The organism is Thermoflexus hugenholtzii (genome assembly GCF_018771565.1).
Taxonomy (GTDB): Bacteria; Chloroflexota; Anaerolineae; order Thermoflexales; family Thermoflexaceae; genus Thermoflexus; species Thermoflexus hugenholtzii_A.
In genome coordinates this window covers 1,873,071-1,888,368 of sequence record NZ_CP076326.1, presented here as the reverse complement: position 1 = coordinate 1,888,368, position 15,298 = coordinate 1,873,071, and the positions used below count along the sequence as shown (strand labels likewise).

Sequence of the window (15,298 nt, the reverse complement as noted above, 5' to 3'; positions counted from 1 at the left end):
GGAGCAGGGCATGACCCTGAAGAGCCTGGTGACCATCGATGTGGGGAGTGTGCAGACCCGGGCGATGCTGTTCGCCCGGGTGGAGGATCGCTTCCGCTTCGTGGCGGCGGCCAGCGCCCCCACTTCCCTGCGCGGCCCGGATCCGGATGTCCTCCTCGGCGCGATCCGCGCCCTGGAGCATCTGAGCGCGATCTCCGGGCGCCCCCTGCTGGATCCCCAGGGGATCCTGATCGCCCCCGAGCTCTCCACAGGAGCGGGGGTGGACGTCTGCTTGATCACCCTCAGCGCCGCCCCTCCGTTGCGAGTGGTGTTGGGGGGCATCGCCCCTGAGTGGAGCCTCGCCAGCCTCCATCGCGCGGCGGCGGGAAGCTACACGCGGGTCCTTGAGACGCTCTCGGTGATCTCGCCCGATGGATCCCCGCGGACCGAAGAGGAATGGCTGTATGCCCTGGTCGCGGCGGAGCCCCATGTGGTAGTGATCGCCGGCGGCGTCGATGGCGGGGGCACCCGGCCGGTGGAGGCCCTGCTGGAGGCGGCCGTCCTGGCGGCCCAGCTGCGCCCGGAGGAGGAGCGCCCCCTGCTTCTCTTCGCCGGGAACGCGTTGTTGCGCGAGGAGGCGGTGGCCATGGCCGGGCGGCAGATCCCGCTGCGGGTGCTGGAGAACGTCCGCCCGCGCCCGGGGGTGGAGCGCATTGGCCCGGTGGTGGAGGAGCTGGATCGACGCTACGCGGAGCAGGCGGCCATGCGCCTGCCGGGCCTGTCGGCGTTGCAGGGATGGGCCCGTGGCGAGATCCTCCCGACCGCCCGAGCCCTCAGCCATGTGGCCCGCTATCTCAGCCTGGAGACCCCGGAGCGCGGGGCCCTGGTGGTCGATGTGGGGGGGCGCCACGTGGTGCTCGCAGCCGCCTATGGCGGCATGCTGGCTCAGGTCGTGCAGCCGGACAGCGGGATCGGCCCGGGGATCCTGTCGCTGTATCAGCGACGGGGTTACGAACGCATTGCCCGGTGGTTGCCCCAGGAGATCCCTCCGGAAGCCCTGGAGACGCTGGTGTGGACGAAGGCCCTGCACCCGCTCTCGGTCCCTCAAACCCCGGAGGAGATGTGGATCGAGCTGGCCTTCGTTCGGGAGGCCCTATCGGAGGCGTGGGAACGCCTCCACGTCCTCTGGCCCGAGCTCGGGCGGACCGTCCGTTTCTTCGAACCGATCCTGCTCAGCGGCGGCGCCTTCGCCGCCCATACCCGACCCGGGGCCCTGGCGCTGGCCGCTCTCGACGCCCTCCAACCCATCGGCCTCACCACCCTGCTCTGGGATCCGGTCGGCCTGCTCCCCGGCCTGGGGGCCCTGGCGGCCCTGGACCCCGGATCCGCGGTGGAGGCCATCACCGGCCGGCCCTGGATCCTCCTGGCCACGGTCCTGGCCCCTGCTCTGGAAAGCCCGGTGGCCCCGGATGAGCTGCTCTTCACCTTCGAGGTCCACCATCGAGGGCCGGACGGCTCGGAATCGGTGTATGAGATCGAGGCCCGGGGCGGACGCCTGGAGGTGGTGCCCATCCCCGAGGCCGGCGAGACCGAGTTGCGACGCTTCCGGATGCGACGCCCGGTGGATCTGGGATGGGGACCCCGGCGGGCGCCCCGGCGGATCCGGATCCCGGGAGGGATGCTGGGCCTGATCGTCGACGGGCGGGGGCGGCCGCTCCGGCTGGCCGAGGATCCGGAAACCCGTCGGGAGCAGAACCAGCGCTGGCTCTGGGACGTCGGCGCGCTGGGAGGTGCCCTGTGATCTCGATGGAATCGCCTCGCTTCTATCCCGGGTCCGTGACGTTTATGGCCCTGGCGACCATTCGCCGGGAGCGCCGCCTGCCCCTCCCGGGGAAGGTGCGGGTGCGTCGGGGAGAGACGGTGGAGGCCACGACCGTCCTCGCCACCGCCGAGCAGCCGATGGGCGTGGTGATCGTGGATCTCGCCCGTCCCCTGCGGGTCCCCCCGGAGCGGGCCCTCGCGTATCTGCGGCGCAAGCCCGGCACGTCGGTGCGCGCTCAGGAGGTGCTGGCCGCCCGACGGACCCTCCTGGGGCTGCGCACTCTGCGGGTGCGTTCGCCGGTGGACGGGGAGGTGGTGGCGGCCGGCGGGGGCCGGGTGATGATCCGGACAGGGACGCGCACGCTGGAGGTGCGAGCCGGGTTCCCCGGCGTGGTCGTGGAGGTGATCCCTTCATATGGGGCGATCCTCGAAGCCACGGGCGCCCTGATCCAGGCCTTCTGGTCCAGCGGCTCAGATTTCAGCGGGGTTCTCCGGGTGGTCACCAGCGGGGCGGAGCCGTTGCGGGCGCGCGTCCTGGATCCCATGGTCCAGGGCACCATCGTGGTGGGGGGCGGGTGGATCGAGCCGAGCGCCCTCGAGCAGGCGGAGCGGCTTCAGGTGCGGGGGATGATCGCCGGGAGCATGGAGGCCTCTCTGTTGCCCCGACTGCGGGAGCTCTCCTTCCCGGTGATCCTGACGGAAGGGTTCGGCCGCCTCCCGATGCATCCGGGGATCTTCCGGATCTTCTCCCTCTATCAGGGCCGCGAGGCCTTCATCCTGCACCCTCCCGCGGATCCGGATGGAACGCCGGGCCGCCCGGAGATCGTGATCCCGGTCCCGACGGAGAATCCCCCGCCGCCGGAGCCGACGGGGGAGGTCGTCCTCCAGCCCGGCTTGCATGTCCGTCTGTTGCGGGAGCCGCATCGGGGACGCACGGGGACCGTCCTTCGCGTCCTCCCGGACCCGCAGGTTCTGGAGAGCGGCCTGCGGGTGTGGTGCGCGGAGATCCGGCTGGACGGGGAAGAGCGTCCCGTCCGGGTCCCGGTTTATAATGTGGAAGTTCTACGTTCATAGCTGAGCTCTTCCGCAGAACCTTCTGAGAACTTTTCTGGAGACTTCTGCTCGGAACCACCACGGGCTCAGGAGGCGTCTTCGATGGCCGATGTGGATCTGGAGGGGCTGCCCCCGGAGGAGGGGCAGAACAGAACGTTCATCCTGGCTCTGCTGGTCCTGGGGGGGCTGTTCGTCGTCCTGCTTTTCGCCATCGGGCTGTATCTGGCCCTGAGCGGCCCGGCTCGGGGTCGGCCGGCGGCTCCAGCGGGGGCGCCCACTTTCACACCGATCCCTTCGCCCAGCCCGTTGCCGCCGACCTACACCCCGACCCCCAGCCCGACCCGGCCGACGACTCCCACCCCGGCGCCCATGCCGACCGTGGAGCTCGCCGGGCAGCCTACGGCTACCCCTGTTCCGGAGCCGACGGCAACCCCGGCCCGCCCCACACCCACCCCGCGGCCGGCCGGGCTGCCTCAGACCGGCGGAGGAAGCGGCCTGGCCTGGGGGCTGGGGGCGGTGGGCGTGCTCTTGCTGGCCTTCCTGGCCCGGCGCCTGCGGATGCGCCCCGGCGCTTCCTGAACCGGAGCCGTTCTCACCGCCGGCGGTTGAGCTCGAACAGGAACCGGAGGCCGTGCAGGGTGAGGTGGGGATCGACCACCTGGATGGCGCGGACCTCGTGGGCGATGGTGTCCGCCAGGCCGCCGGTGGCGATCACCCGGGCGGGCTCCTCCAGCTCGGCCTGGATGCGCTGGATCATCCCCTCGACCATGCTGGCGAAGCCCAGGATCAGGCCGGATTGCATCGCCTGGATGGTGTTCCGGCCGATGGCCCGGGGCGGCCGGGTCAGCTCCACCTGATACAGCTGGGCCGCGGCGGTGACCAGGGCCTCCGCCGCCACCAGGATCCCCGGGGCGATGGCGCCGCCCAGGTATTCCCCGTCGCGGGAGATCACATCGAACACCGTCGCGGTCCCGAAGGCGATGGCGATGGCCGGCCCGCCATACAGCCGGTAGGTGGCCACCGCGTTCGCCACGCGATCCGCCCCCACCTCCCGCGGGTTCTCCACCGCCAGCCGGATCCCCGTGCGGATCCCGGGGCCGACCATCAGGGGCTCGAGGCCCAGGTAATGTCGGACCATCTCCTCGAACACCGCGCGCAGGGGCGGGACCACGCAGGCGATGGCGCAGCCCCGGATCTCCCGGGGGCGGATTTGATGAAGATCGAAGAGCTGCATGAAGAGGGCGGCGTATTCATCCGCCAGGCGATGCCGCTGGGTGGAGAACCGCCAGTGGGCGATCAGGGATTCCCCCTCGAACACCCCGGCCTTGATGTTGGTGTTGCCGATATCCAGGCAGAGCAACATCGCGGCGCTCCTTCCCTACGGACCGGAAGGCCTGCGGACAGGATCTCGGCGTGGTCCGCGCATCGGTCTTCCCGCAGGAGGGGCTTTCGCCCCGAACCTCCGTTTTCGATCCCGCAAGGGGTGACGGCGGAAGCCGTCCCTTCAATTCCGGCTCCCCGTCTTCTTGATCCCATTGGGTCGCGGCTGAAGCCGCTCCTACCAAAATACATCGTCCTGGTAGGAGGGGCTTTCGCCCCGAACCTCCGTTTTCGATCCCGCAGGGGGTGGCGGTGGAAGCCGTCCCTTCAATTCCGGCTCCCCGTCTTCTTGATCCCGCCGGGTCGCGGCTAAAGCCTCCTACCAACAATACATCGATCCTCCTGGTAGGAGGGGCTTCAGCCCCGAACCTCCCTTTTCGATCCCACAAGGGGTGGCGGTGGAAGCCGTCCCTCCAATTCCGGCTCCCCGTCTTCTTGATCCCATTGGGTCGCGGCTAAAGCCGCTCCTACCAAAAATACATTGTCCTGGTAAGAGGGGCTTTCGCCCCGAACCTCCGTTTTCGATCCCGCAGGGGGTGGCGGTGGAAGCTCCCGCCGGCATGGGTCGGTGGGATCCCGGCTATGGGAGCATGAGGTTGTCGATCAGCCGGGTGGTCCCGATGTAGACCGCCAGGGAGAGCAGGGCGGGGCCTTCCACCCGCTCCAGCTCCTGCAGGGTCTCCGGATGCGCCACGCTGACGTAATCGATGCGGGCGAGGGGCTCCGCCCGGATCACCTCCCGCATGGCCTCCCGCAGGCGTTCGGCGTCCCGTTCCCCGGCCTCATAACGGACTTTCGCGGCCTGCAGCGCCCGGAACAGCACCGTGGCCGCCCGCCGCTCCTCCGGGTTCAGATAGGTGTTGCGGCTGCTCATGGCCAGCCCGTCCGGCTCCCGCACCGTCGGGCAGATCACGATCTCCACCGGGATGTTCAGGTCCTGCACCATGCGCCGGATCACCACTGTCTGCTGGGCGTCCTTCTGGCCGAAGTAAGCCCGGTCCGGCTGGAGGATGTTGAACAGCTTGGCCACCACCGTGGCCACGCCCCGGAAGTGCCCCGGCCGCGAGGCGCCCTCCAGGGGGCGGCTCACCTCCTCCACGATCACCCAGGTCTGGAAGCCCGGCGGATACATCTCCTCCACGGAGGGGACGAACACCAGGTCCACCCCCAGGGGCTCCAGGAGCCGGAGGTCCCGCTCCAGATCACGGGGGTAACGGGCGTAGTCCTCGTGGGGCCCGAACTGGGTCGGGTTGACGAAAATGCTCACTGCGACGCGGTCGTTCTCCGCGCGGGCGCGCCGGACGAGGGAGAGATGTCCCTCGTGGAGATAGCCCATCGTGGGCACGAAGCCCCACGTGCCGGGGAGCGCCCGGCGGACGGCGCGGGCTTCCGCAATGGTATGAACCACGCGCATGCGCATCACCTCCCCAGGCGATCTGCGCGTAACAGGTTCCGCTCTTCATCCCGGGACGATCTCCCCCGCCCGGACCTTCGGGGGCGGGGAGACCGGAGCGCGAACGCGTTTCCGCTCCAGGGCCTTGACGGCCCGCCAGAGGGCCTCATTGAGGGGGACGGGGATCCCCCGTTCCCGTCCGATGGCCGCCACTGCCCCGTTCAGGGCGTCGATCTCCGTCGGGCGGCCCCGCTGCACGTCCTGTCGCATCGACGAGGAGTTCGCCGCGGTCCGCCGGCAGACCTCGGCCACGAAGGCGACGGGGTCCTCGAAGGGCAGCCGGATCCCCTGGGCGCGGGCCACCGCGGCCGTCTCCCGAGCCGTCCCCCGGGCCAGGGCCCACAGCGCCGGCCGCTCCAGCAGGGCCCCGTTCGGGACGTCGAAGAGGGCGGTCACCGGGTTGATAGCGGTGTTGGCCACCAGCTTCCCCCAGATCACCCCGCGCAGGTCCTCCCGGATCTCCACGGCGAACCCGGCTTGCCGCAGGCGCGCGAGGAGGGGCTCCAGGGGCGCCCGGGACGATGAGGGGGCGCCGAGCCAGATGGGGCCCTCGCCGCCCAGCCGGGCGCGGCCCGGGGCCTCCAGCGTGGCCCCCATCATCGTCACCCCCTGCCACGCCCGCTCCGGCCCGAGGACCGTCCGGAGCGTCTCATAGGGGCCCAGGCCGTTCTGGAGGGTCAGGGCGATCCCGGCGGGCTTCAGGACCTGCCGGGCCCACCGCGCGGCCCGCTCCGTCTGGTAGGCCTTGACCAGGATCAGGGCGGCGTCGCACGGAGGGACCTCCGCCGGATCCTCGGCGGCCGCGACGAAGGCGGTTTCTTCCCCCTGGGGGGTGATCAGGCGCAGGCCGTAGCGGCGCGCGGCCTCCAGGGCCTCCCGCCACGTCCCCAGCATCCAGACCTCCGCCACCCCCGCCAGACGGACTCCGAAGAGGGTCCCCAGGGCGCCGGTGCCCAGCAACGCGATCCGCATCATCGGGCCTCCCGCACGGGCGCAGGGGCGGGGAGCCCTTCCAGCATGGCCTGGAAGGCGGCCAGCTCCTCGGGGTCCATGGAGAACGTGTGCTCCGGGCCCGGGAACCGCCGGCTCCGCACGTCCTCGCAGTAGGCCTGGACGGCCCGCACGATCTCCTGGTGCAGGTCCGCGTATTTCCTGGCGAAGCGGGGGGTGAAGCGGTCGAAGAGCCCGATGAGGTCGTGCAGGACCAGCACCTGGCCGTCGCATGCCGCTCCGGCCCCGATGCCGATGGTGGGGATGCGCAGGCGTTCGGTGATGGCGGCGGCCACCGGCTCGGGGACCATCTCCAAGACGATGGCGAAGCATCCGGCGGCCTCCAGGGCCAGGGCGTCCTCCAGCAGGCGTCGGGCGTCGGCGGCCGTGCGGCCCTGGACGCGGTAGCCGCCCAGCCGGTGGAGGGACTGGGGGGTGAAGCCGATGTGACCCATCACCGGGATCCCGGCGCGGACGATGGCCTCCACCGTGGGGGCCATCTCCCGCCCGCCTTCCAGCTTCACGGCGTCCATCCCCGCTTCTTTGAGGAAGCGCCCGGCGTTGCGGACGGCCTCGGCGATGTCGGCCTGGTAGGCCATGAAGGGGAGGTCGCCCACGAGCAGGGCGGAGGGGTTGGCGCGGGCGACCGCTTTGGCGTGGTGGAGCATCTCCTCCATCGTGACGGGGAGCGTGTTGGGGTAGCCCAGGACCACCATGCCCAGGGAGTCGCCGACGAGGATGACATCGACGCCCGCGCGGTCCACCGCCAGGGCGGTGGGGTAGTCGTAGGCGGTGATCATGGTGATCGGCTGGCGGGCGGCTTTGCAGGCCTGCAACGTGTGGATGGTGACCTTTTTGCGATCCATGGTCCCCTCCCGGAGATGCGCGTGAGGAAACAGGGGGCGACCGGCCCGAAGCCGCGGAGGGATACCGGGGTCATGGGAGGCGGGATCTTCCGTTCCCGGCCGTCCCGGTTGCCCGTCGGCAATCCAGGCGGTCGCAGGCGATCCATCCGGGGTTCCGCTCCTTTCGGCTCACCGCCCATGCGGGTCGGTGGCGCTTTCAGTATAGCACGGATTCCGGGTAGTGGCGACCCGACGGGTCGCCCCTACATTCATAATCCATGATCCGGATGATCCCATGCGCGGGGTTGGGCATCGCGACGAATTCGTCAGGGTGCAACCCCCCATAGGGGCGCGCGATGGCGGTTTGGAGCCACTCCGCGCGCGCGATCTCGCCGCTTTGTAGGACAACTGCGAGCAGTTGTCCTACGATTTTGGGACACACCCGCGGCATCCGGTTGTGGGGGACGATGGGGATGAAAGAAGCGCCGGGTTGGGGGTCATCGTATCCCGGCAGGCGGATGGACCGCCGGTGATGGCGTTGCGGGTCGCAAGGCATCGGGAACCTCCGCCGTCCTGGAGATGCGCCCGCGCGCAGGACGGAGAATCCCCCGGCGCCCCTTCCTCGCTTGCGTTGAGGACCCGGCGCTTTCCGCTCCGCCATGGCGAGGGCGCCGCGCCGCTAACCCCCTTGCCCTATGTTGCGCCCGATGAGGAGGGGTGGCGCGGCCGGTTTTCCCAGGCCCTACGTCTTTTTCCGCAAGGCCTCCCTGATCCAGTCCAGCAGCGCGACCGCCGCGCCCAGAATGATGATCAGCAACGCCGCCGCCCAGAGGGGCTGCTCCTGAATGAAGGCGCGGACGGCCTCCGACAGCGGTTCGCCGATCCCGGAGAGCACCGCCATTGCCAGCGCCACCAGGCCGGCGATGAGCAGGGCCAGCGCGCCCCCGCCGGCCCGCCGGGCCCAGGCCCGCCAGGCCGGGACGGGGGGCGGCTGCAGCGGGTCCTGCCAGGGCGAAAGGGCCGCCTCCCATGCCGCCTGCCGCTCCAGGACGGCGGCAAGCAGCTCGTATTCTTTCGCCCGCCGCGCCGCTCGCCGGATGGAAGTTAGGCGCTTTTGCCAGGCGCGGCGTTCTTGCTCGTTCTGAGGCGGCGAGACGGGTGGGAGTTTCAACAGCGCCCACGCCGCCGCCTGGCGCACTCCCCAATCCTCATCCTGGAGGGCCTGGATGAGGGCGGGGGTGGCCTGGGGGTCGCCGATCTTCTCCAGCGCCTTCGCCGCCGCCTCGCGCACCCCCACATCCTGATCCCGAAGCGCCTGGATGAGGGCGGGGACGGCGGGTGGGCCGATCTTCTCCAGCGCCTTCGCCGCCGCCTCGCGCACCCCCACATCCTGATCCCGAAGCGCCTGGATGAGGGCGGGGACGGCGGGTGGGCCGATCTTCTCCAGCGCCTTCGCCGCCGCCTGGCGCACATCGCGATCCTCATCCCGAAGCGCCTGGATGAGGGCGGGGGTGGCCTGGGGGTCGCCGATCTGTCCCAGCGCCTCCGCTGCTGCCAGGCGCACCCACCACATCTCATTCCGAAGCGCCTGGATGAGGGCGGGGATGGCCTGGGGGTCGCCGATCTGCCCCAGCGCCTCCGCCGCCGCCTGGCGCACATCGCGATCCTCATCCCGAAGCGCCTGGATGAGGGCGGGGGTGGCCTGGGGGTCGCCGATCTGCCCCAGCGCCCCCGCCGCCGCCTGGCGCACCACCCCCTCCTCATCCTGGAGCGCCTGGATGAGGGCGGGGGTGGCCTGGGGGTCGCCGATCTGCCCCAGCGCCCCCGCCGCCGCCTGGCGCACCACCCCCTCCTCATCCTGGAGGGCCTGGATGAGGGCGGGGGTGGCCTGGGGGTCGCCGATCTGCCCCAGCGCCCCCGCCGCCGCCTGGCGCATCTCCCACTTCTCATCCCGAAGCGCCTGGATGAGGGCGGGAACGGCGGGTGGGCCGATCTTCTCCAGCGCCTCCGCCGCCGCCTCGCGCACTCGCCAATCCTCATCCTGGAGGGCCTGGATGAGGGCGGGGGTGGCCTGGGGGTCGCCGATCTGCCCCAGCGCCCTCGCCGCCGCCTCGCGCACCACCCACTCCTCATCCCGAAGCGCCTGGATGAGGGCGGGGATGGCCTGGGGGTCGCCGATCTGCCCCAGCGCCCTCGCCGCCGCCTCGCGCACCCACCACTCCTCATCCTGGAGCGCCTGGATGAGGGCGGGGATGGCCTGGGGGTCGCCGATCTGCCCCAGCGCCCTCGCCGCCGCCTCGCGCACCCACCACTCCTCATCCTGGAGCGCCTGGATGAGGGCGGGGATGGCCTGGGGGTCGCCGATCTGCCCCAGCGCCTCCGCCGCCGCCTCGCGCACCTCCCACGTCTCACCCTGAAGCGCCCGGCGCAGCTCGGGCCATAGGCGTCCCCACATCGCCTTCGCGTGGCCGCTCTCCCCGGCCAGTTCGGCGGCCAGGAACAGGTCCCGGCGCAGGAAGCCTTCTTCCGGCGAGCGGGCATGCAAGATCCACTTCAGCAGGCGCAGGGCCTCGGGCTCGGGCAGCGACCCGACCAGCAGGGCGAGGGGCTCGCGCCAGTCGGGCAGGTGCAGGCGGGCCCGCAGGAAGCGCCACGCGCGCCGGGCGTCCCGCTCCCAGGCCTCCTTCAGGCGCAGGGCGACGAAATACTCCCGCAGGGTCTGGTGGCTGAAGACGTAGCGATGACGCGCTTTTCCATCTTCCGCCTCCGACAGGCGGGCGAGGAGGCCGGTCTGCTCCCGCAGGCGGCCCAGCAAGCCTTCGGCCTCCGCTCCATCTTGCGCCGGCCCGAACCTTTGCAGCGCCTGCAGCAGGTCGGCTTCTTCGTTCCCCCCGCCGGTGTGCAGGTGCCAGGCCAGGGCCTGGAGGGCCTCCAGAAAACGCGGCTTTTCCTCCTCCTTCGCGCCGCGCCGCCGGGCGCGTTCCCAGGCCTCCTCCACCCACAGGCGGTAGAGGTCGGCGCGGCTGCGGGCGATCTCGCCGGCCTGGGCGTAGTGCTGGGCGCTCAGGCGCAGCAAGAGGGGGTTGTCCAGCAGGCGGCGCAGGGCCGGGTGGGCCCGCATCCTCTCTAACAGCTCCCGGGCCCGCGCCCCGGCCTCCTCGGCCGTCCACTCGGGCTTCAGGGCGGCCAGCCAGCCGCGCAGGTAGGGCAGGGCTTCGGCTTCGGGGTCCTCGAACGGCTTGAGGAGGTATTCGCGCAGCCCCGGCAGGGGCTGGAACCCGGCCGGGCGGGAGGTCAGGATCACCCATCCGGCCCCGCTCTGAGCGAAGCGCTGGATGCGCTCCCGCACGGCCTCCCGCAGCCGCACAGCCTCCCGCAGCGCCTCCGGCACCTCGTCCAGCCCGTCCAGCAGGACGAGCAGGCCGGGCGCCTGCCTCCACGCGTGCAGCAGCGCCTCCGCCTCGTCCTCGGGGCATTGCAGCCGCTCGCGCACCTCGGCGCGCAGGGCATCCCACAGGGTCTTCTGCCCGGCGATGGCATAAGCCCGGGCCTGCAGGTTCAGCAGGATCGGGATGTAGGGGCGCGGGATCCCCAGCCGCTCCCTGTGCCAGTTTTCGTCGGCGCGGGCGAAGCACAGCCCGATGAACTGCAGGGCGGTGGATTTCCCCGCCCCCGGCTCGCCCAGCAGGGCCATGTGCTCCCCCTTCGCCAGCGCCGCCTCCAGGGGGACCGGCGGGGGAGGCGGCTGGGGAGGCGGGGGCGCGCCGGCGTCCTGAAGGCGCGCCCCCGCCGGGTCCAGGTCGGGGCGTGGCGGCTCCGTCGGCTTCGGTTCGGGCCGCTCCCGCGCCTGGAGCATGAAGAAGACGCGCTCCAGCGGCAGGCGGCGTTCTTCGCCGTGGACGGTGACCGTCAGGTATCGCCATTCCTCGGCGACGGCGCGCCGGTAACGCGCCGTCAGGTCGTCAAGGGACTGCGGCATCATCTCCGCTCACCCCTCTTTCCACCCGATGGCCGCCGCCTGAGAGGCTCCCCCCTTATGTTCGCATCCCCACGGATGGCGGTCAAAGAGATCCTCGACCGGCATTACGCTTCGATGGGCTCCGGCTTGAGGATGGCCAGGACGGGGTGGAGCTCCGGGCGGCCGGGCTCGATGGCGATCTCCTCGAAAGCCGGGTTCTCCGGCGAGAGCAACCATTTCCCGTTGCGATAGTTCAGCCGCTTGATCAGGAAGGCCCGGTGCGCCTGGCTGTGGTAATCCTCCACCAGGACGGCCAGCACCAGCCTCCCCAGGAGCGCGCGCCACTCGTTCGGATCCCGCGCCGCCGGCCCTGAGAGCCGCCGCGCCAGGATCAGGTCCCCGGGCTCGATGCCCGCCCCCCGCATGCTCTCCCCCTCCACCCGAAGCACGATCAGCTCCTCCCGACGCGCCACCACCACCCGATCCATGTCCGCCTCCACATACACCCGATACACCTGCTCCCCCACGCGGAGTCGCTCGATCTGAACCTCCGCCGAATCCGAAAGGCGCTCCGCGGTCTGGGGGTCCAGGAACTGAAGGTCCCCCGCTTGAGGGTGGGTGTCCGGGAGCAGGACGAGGGAGAGCAGGGCCAGGCGGGCGGGCCGGAGCGGGCCTTCCGGCGTCGGGATGGGCTCGGCCGGCGTCCTTTCCGGAGCCTCCTCCCGCGGAGGCTCCGCGGCAGCGAGGTGTCGGTCGCGGAGGATCTCCCCGATGATCTCCTGCGCCCAACGGAGCCATTCCGCCAGCTCCGGCGATGTCACGCCCTGAAGCGCGGCCGCCCGCTGCCGGTCCTGCAGCAGCTGCTCCGCCCGCCGCGCCATCTCCAGGGCCCATGCCGGATCCTCTCCGCGCAGCCAGAAGGCCCCCAGCAGCGCCGCGAGCGCCTCCGCCAGGGCCGGGCCGTGAAACCGAAGGGCGCGAAGGATCTCCGTCAGGGGCTGCCGCAGGGCGCCCGGGGGCAGATAACCCGCCCATCGGTCCAGGGCCATCCCGACCAGTTGGGCCCCGATCCGACCGGGCATGGCCTCCCCCGGCCCGGCCAGGGGATCCGCCGGCAGGAGCATCAGGAGATGGCCGAGGGTGCGCAGCCGCTCCGGATCCGGCGGATCCTGATCCAGCAGCGCCCGGAGCGCTTGCAGGGCCGGATGCCGGCCTTCATCCAGGGTCCGAATCAGATGGGAAAGAAGGCGACGCTCCCGCTCCACCGGACGCGCCTCCTGTGTCGCCCTGGGGGCTTTGCAGGATCCGCCGCAGGTGATGGAACAGCTCCAGCAGCTCCTTCGGGGTCAGCAGGGCCGCCTCCGGCTGGGCCCAGTGCTGCACCAGCTCCACCAGCCGCAGGAGCAGGCGGTGGAGCCCCCGCTGGGGGTCCGCCGCGGACCACTCCTCCCGGACCACCGCGGTGATGGCCTCGAGCAGCTCCCGCTGGCCCATGGCCCGGGCCAGCTCCCGCTGGCGCAGCTGCTCCCGCACGGCCCGGGATTGCATATGCACCACCCATCCCCGCCAGGGCACCTGCCAGTGCTCCAGCCACGCCTGCCGGATCAACGGCTCCACCTCCGGCCGGGGCATGGGCGGGGTGAAGGCGAAGTGCAGGATCTGCGCGTTCCACTGCGCCGCCTGCTCCTCCAGCTCGGCGCGAATTGCCGCTCGGATCTGCTCCCAGCGCACGGGGGTCGGCGCGTCCTCCGGGGGGCGCTCCGGGATCCCCCTGGTGTGGGGCGGCTCGGCCGGCTCCCCGGCGAAGCGGGGCGGCTGGGCCCGGGCCTCCTCCAGGCTGGTGTAAGGGGACCACATCTCATCGAACCACAGGGCTCCCAGCCGGCGGGCCAGGCGGTTCCGGGCCTCATCGGCCAGCTCGCCGGCCCAGTCCACGCCATAGCCCCGGTCCCGGGAGCCGGTGTCCAGGGCGTAGGCCATGCGGATCAACCGGGCCTCCCCGGTCGCGTCCCCGGGCTCCCAGCGCAGCTGCGCGCCGAGCTCCAGCCGCGCCTGCACCGGCAGCCCATCCTGGGTCCATGCGTTCACCTGCCGGCGGCGAATCTGAGGACGAAGATCCAGGACCAGGGCCGGGCGTTCGAAGGGCCTCAGGCGATGCTCCCCCGGCCCGATCAGCCGGACGAAGGCGCCGCCTCGCTCCAGCAGGACCAGACAGCTCTCGTGCACGACCAGGGTGCCCGGGCCGCCGATCCGGACCAGGGGGGACGTGCGGGTCGTCGCGGTGAGATCTCCGTCCCGCGCGTGGCCCACCGGGGTTCGCGCATGGGGGAAGAACAGGGCCCGCAGGAGGAAGCCGACGGCCTGGCCCCAGCGGACCCGATACATCCGCGCGACGAAGGTGGAGGCCTGAACCAGCATGAAGGCGGCGATCGCTCCTTCCATCAGAAAGCCCAGTCCGCAGCCGAGCCTCAAGATCTCCCCGATCCGCTCCCCCCACCATGCGCCGATCAGGAGAGGGACCAGCACCAGGCCGGGCAGGCCGGCGGCGAAGGGGATGGCCACCCGAAGGAGGAACTCCATCCGCGCTCTCACGGGCTCCCTCCTTGCAGATATGTGCGGAGGCGGTTCAGTTCCTCCGGCAGCAGCAACCCGCTCTTGCGGACCGCCGCGTCCAGCGTCTCCAGGAAGTGCAGGAGGATGAGATCGGGGGAGAGGGCGTCGCGGCCGCTCAGCACCTCCCGGAGGGCCTGGAGGGTCTCCATCTGGGCGGCATGACGGGCGCGGGCGTATTCCAGCAGCAGCTCGGATTCCGCCAGGCCGATCCAGCGGGCCAGCCGGGCGGCCCACTGGCTGCGCCAGACCTCCACCCGCTGGCGTCGGGCTTCCTCAGGCACCTCTGCCAGGGCGAGATGCAGCCGGTCCGGCCGGATCCCGGCCCGGCTCAGCTCCGGGGCCAGCGCCCCCTGGATCTCCTGCGCCAGCCGGACGAGGGGTGGACCCGGCCGCTCCTCCCCTTCCCGAGCCAGCCCGAACAGCTCGTCGAAGAGGCGGTTGCCGATCCGGAGGGCGAGCTCCTCCCGGGCCCGGTGGTAGGCCAGCTCGAACCAGTGGAGCGTCCGATCCTCATCGACGCGAGCGGCCCGGAGGGCCTGGGCGATGGACCGGGCGACGCGCGGGGCCGGGTAGAAATACGGGGACAATCCCCGCTCGACGGGAGGGAGACGCTGGGCGGCGAAGGAGGCGACGGTGCGGATCTGGAATCCGAGGGAGAGCCCATCCTGGGTGCGGACCGTCACCGGCTCCGGTTCGCTCCGCGGGTAGCGCTGAGGGCGGAGATCCACGAAGGCGGTGATCTGCTCCTCCTTTTGCACCCACGTCAGCCCGGGGCCGGCGATGCGGAGGAACCCGGCTTCTCCCTCCACGGCCAGGGCGCTCCGGGCGTCCATCAGCCAGAGCCCGGGCCCCTGCAGGGGCTCCGTAGAAGCGCGCGGCTGGCCCGCGTCCACCACCCCCAGGCTGCGCAGCCGGCCGAAGATCCACGCGGCGAACGCCCGTCGCACAAGGCCGGCCTCGTGCGGCGCAGTGGGAGCTAAGGCAGGGAGGAGGAAGAAGAAAAGGAAGACCCCATAGAGGATCATCGCGAGGAGCCAGAGGGCGAACAGGAGCCCGGGGATCTTCGCCCAGCGGAGCCATCCGATCCCGCTCAGAAGCCCGACGAGGAGCAGCCCCAGCCATGCCCCGATTCTGCCTCTCCGCAGCATGCTTGCCTCCCCTGGAGGGACCCCCGTAGCGCGCCGCGATTTCCCGGGCCTCCTGATC

General features: G+C 71.5%; 11 protein-coding genes. 3 read left to right on the top strand and 8 right to left on the bottom strand.

Annotation, left to right across the window (positions count from 1 at the left end):
• Window positions 1-10 precede the first annotated feature (10 nt).
• The 3 genes from KNN16_RS08625 to KNN16_RS08615 all read left to right on the top strand — a co-directional run bounded on the left by KNN16_RS08625 (window position 11) and on the right by KNN16_RS08615 (window position 3,432).
• Window positions 11-1,780, top strand: coding sequence for a glutamate mutase L (locus KNN16_RS08625; RefSeq protein ID WP_303896400.1), 1,770 nt, complete (start codon window positions 11-13; stop codon window positions 1,778-1,780).
• Window positions 1,777-2,874 (top strand): hypothetical protein, encoded by a 1,098-nt coding sequence (locus KNN16_RS08620; protein WP_303896398.1) that lies wholly within the window; start codon window positions 1,777-1,779, stop codon window positions 2,872-2,874. The genes KNN16_RS08625 and KNN16_RS08620 overlap by 4 nt, the downstream gene beginning before the upstream one ends.
• Window positions 2,875-2,955: 81 nt before the next feature.
• Window positions 2,956-3,432 carry a hypothetical protein gene (locus KNN16_RS08615; RefSeq protein ID WP_303896397.1) on the top strand — a complete coding sequence of 159 codons (477 nt, stop codon included), beginning with the start codon at window positions 2,956-2,958 and terminating at the stop codon, window positions 3,430-3,432.
• Window positions 3,433-3,445: 13 nt separating this feature from the next.
• Here the strand turns inward: KNN16_RS08615 and KNN16_RS08610 are convergent, their stop codons facing one another.
• The 8 genes from KNN16_RS08610 to KNN16_RS08575 form a co-directional block, all read right to left on the bottom strand.
• The gene (locus KNN16_RS08610; protein WP_303896396.1) at window positions 3,446-4,216 is read right to left on the bottom strand and encodes a type III pantothenate kinase; all 771 of its coding nucleotides are present in this window, start codon (window positions 4,214-4,216) and stop codon (window positions 3,446-3,448) included.
• Window positions 4,217-4,813: 597 nt separating this feature from the next.
• Entirely contained in the window at window positions 4,814-5,647 is an 834-nt protein-coding gene (gene panC, locus KNN16_RS08605; protein WP_303896395.1) for a pantoate--beta-alanine ligase, read from the bottom strand.
• Window positions 5,648-5,692: 45 nt separating this feature from the next.
• Window positions 5,693-6,661, bottom strand: a complete 969-nt coding sequence (locus KNN16_RS08600; protein ID WP_303896393.1) for a ketopantoate reductase family protein — start codon at window positions 6,659-6,661, stop codon at window positions 5,693-5,695.
• Window positions 6,658-7,542, bottom strand: a complete 885-nt coding sequence (panB, locus tag KNN16_RS08595; RefSeq protein WP_303896392.1) for a 3-methyl-2-oxobutanoate hydroxymethyltransferase — start codon at window positions 7,540-7,542, stop codon at window positions 6,658-6,660. The genes KNN16_RS08600 and panB overlap by 4 nt, the downstream gene beginning before the upstream one ends.
• Before the next feature lie 721 nt (window positions 7,543-8,263).
• Entirely contained in the window at window positions 8,264-11,503 is a 3,240-nt protein-coding gene (locus KNN16_RS08590) for a HEAT repeat domain-containing protein (RefSeq protein WP_303896391.1), read from the bottom strand.
• Window positions 11,504-11,604: 101 nt separating this feature from the next.
• Window positions 11,605-12,744: a LexA family transcriptional regulator gene (locus KNN16_RS08585; RefSeq protein WP_303896390.1), complete on the bottom strand. Its 1,140-nt coding sequence runs from the start codon at window positions 12,742-12,744 to the stop codon at window positions 11,605-11,607.
• Window positions 12,695-14,071 (bottom strand): hypothetical protein, encoded by a 1,377-nt coding sequence (locus KNN16_RS08580; protein WP_303896389.1) that lies wholly within the window; start codon window positions 14,069-14,071, stop codon window positions 12,695-12,697. The genes KNN16_RS08585 and KNN16_RS08580 overlap by 50 nt, the downstream gene beginning before the upstream one ends.
• Window positions 14,068-15,240, bottom strand: a complete 1,173-nt coding sequence (locus tag KNN16_RS08575) for a hypothetical protein (protein ID WP_303896388.1) — start codon at window positions 15,238-15,240, stop codon at window positions 14,068-14,070. The genes KNN16_RS08580 and KNN16_RS08575 overlap by 4 nt, the downstream gene beginning before the upstream one ends.
• Window positions 15,241-15,298 lie beyond the last annotated feature (58 nt).

Coding starts and splice junctions, on each gene's coding strand:
- KNN16_RS08590 (WP_303896391.1), bottom strand. CDS start 11,503: ATGATGCCGCAGTCCCTTGACGACCTGACGGCGCGTTACCGGCGCGCC.
- KNN16_RS08610 (WP_303896396.1), bottom strand. CDS start 4,216: ATGTTGCTCTGCCTGGATATCGGCAACACCAACATCAAGGCCGGGGTG.
- KNN16_RS08625 (WP_303896400.1), top strand. CDS start 11: ATGACCCTGAAGAGCCTGGTGACCATCGATGTGGGGAGTGTGCAGACC.
- KNN16_RS08575 (WP_303896388.1), bottom strand. CDS start 15,240: ATGCTGCGGAGAGGCAGAATCGGGGCATGGCTGGGGCTGCTCCTCGTC.
- panC (WP_303896395.1), bottom strand. CDS start 5,647: ATGCGCGTGGTTCATACCATTGCGGAAGCCCGCGCCGTCCGCCGGGCG.
- KNN16_RS08600 (WP_303896393.1), bottom strand. CDS start 6,661: ATGATGCGGATCGCGTTGCTGGGCACCGGCGCCCTGGGGACCCTCTTC.
- panB (WP_303896392.1), bottom strand. CDS start 7,542: ATGGATCGCAAAAAGGTCACCATCCACACGTTGCAGGCCTGCAAAGCC.
- KNN16_RS08615 (WP_303896397.1), top strand. CDS start 2,956: ATGGCCGATGTGGATCTGGAGGGGCTGCCCCCGGAGGAGGGGCAGAAC.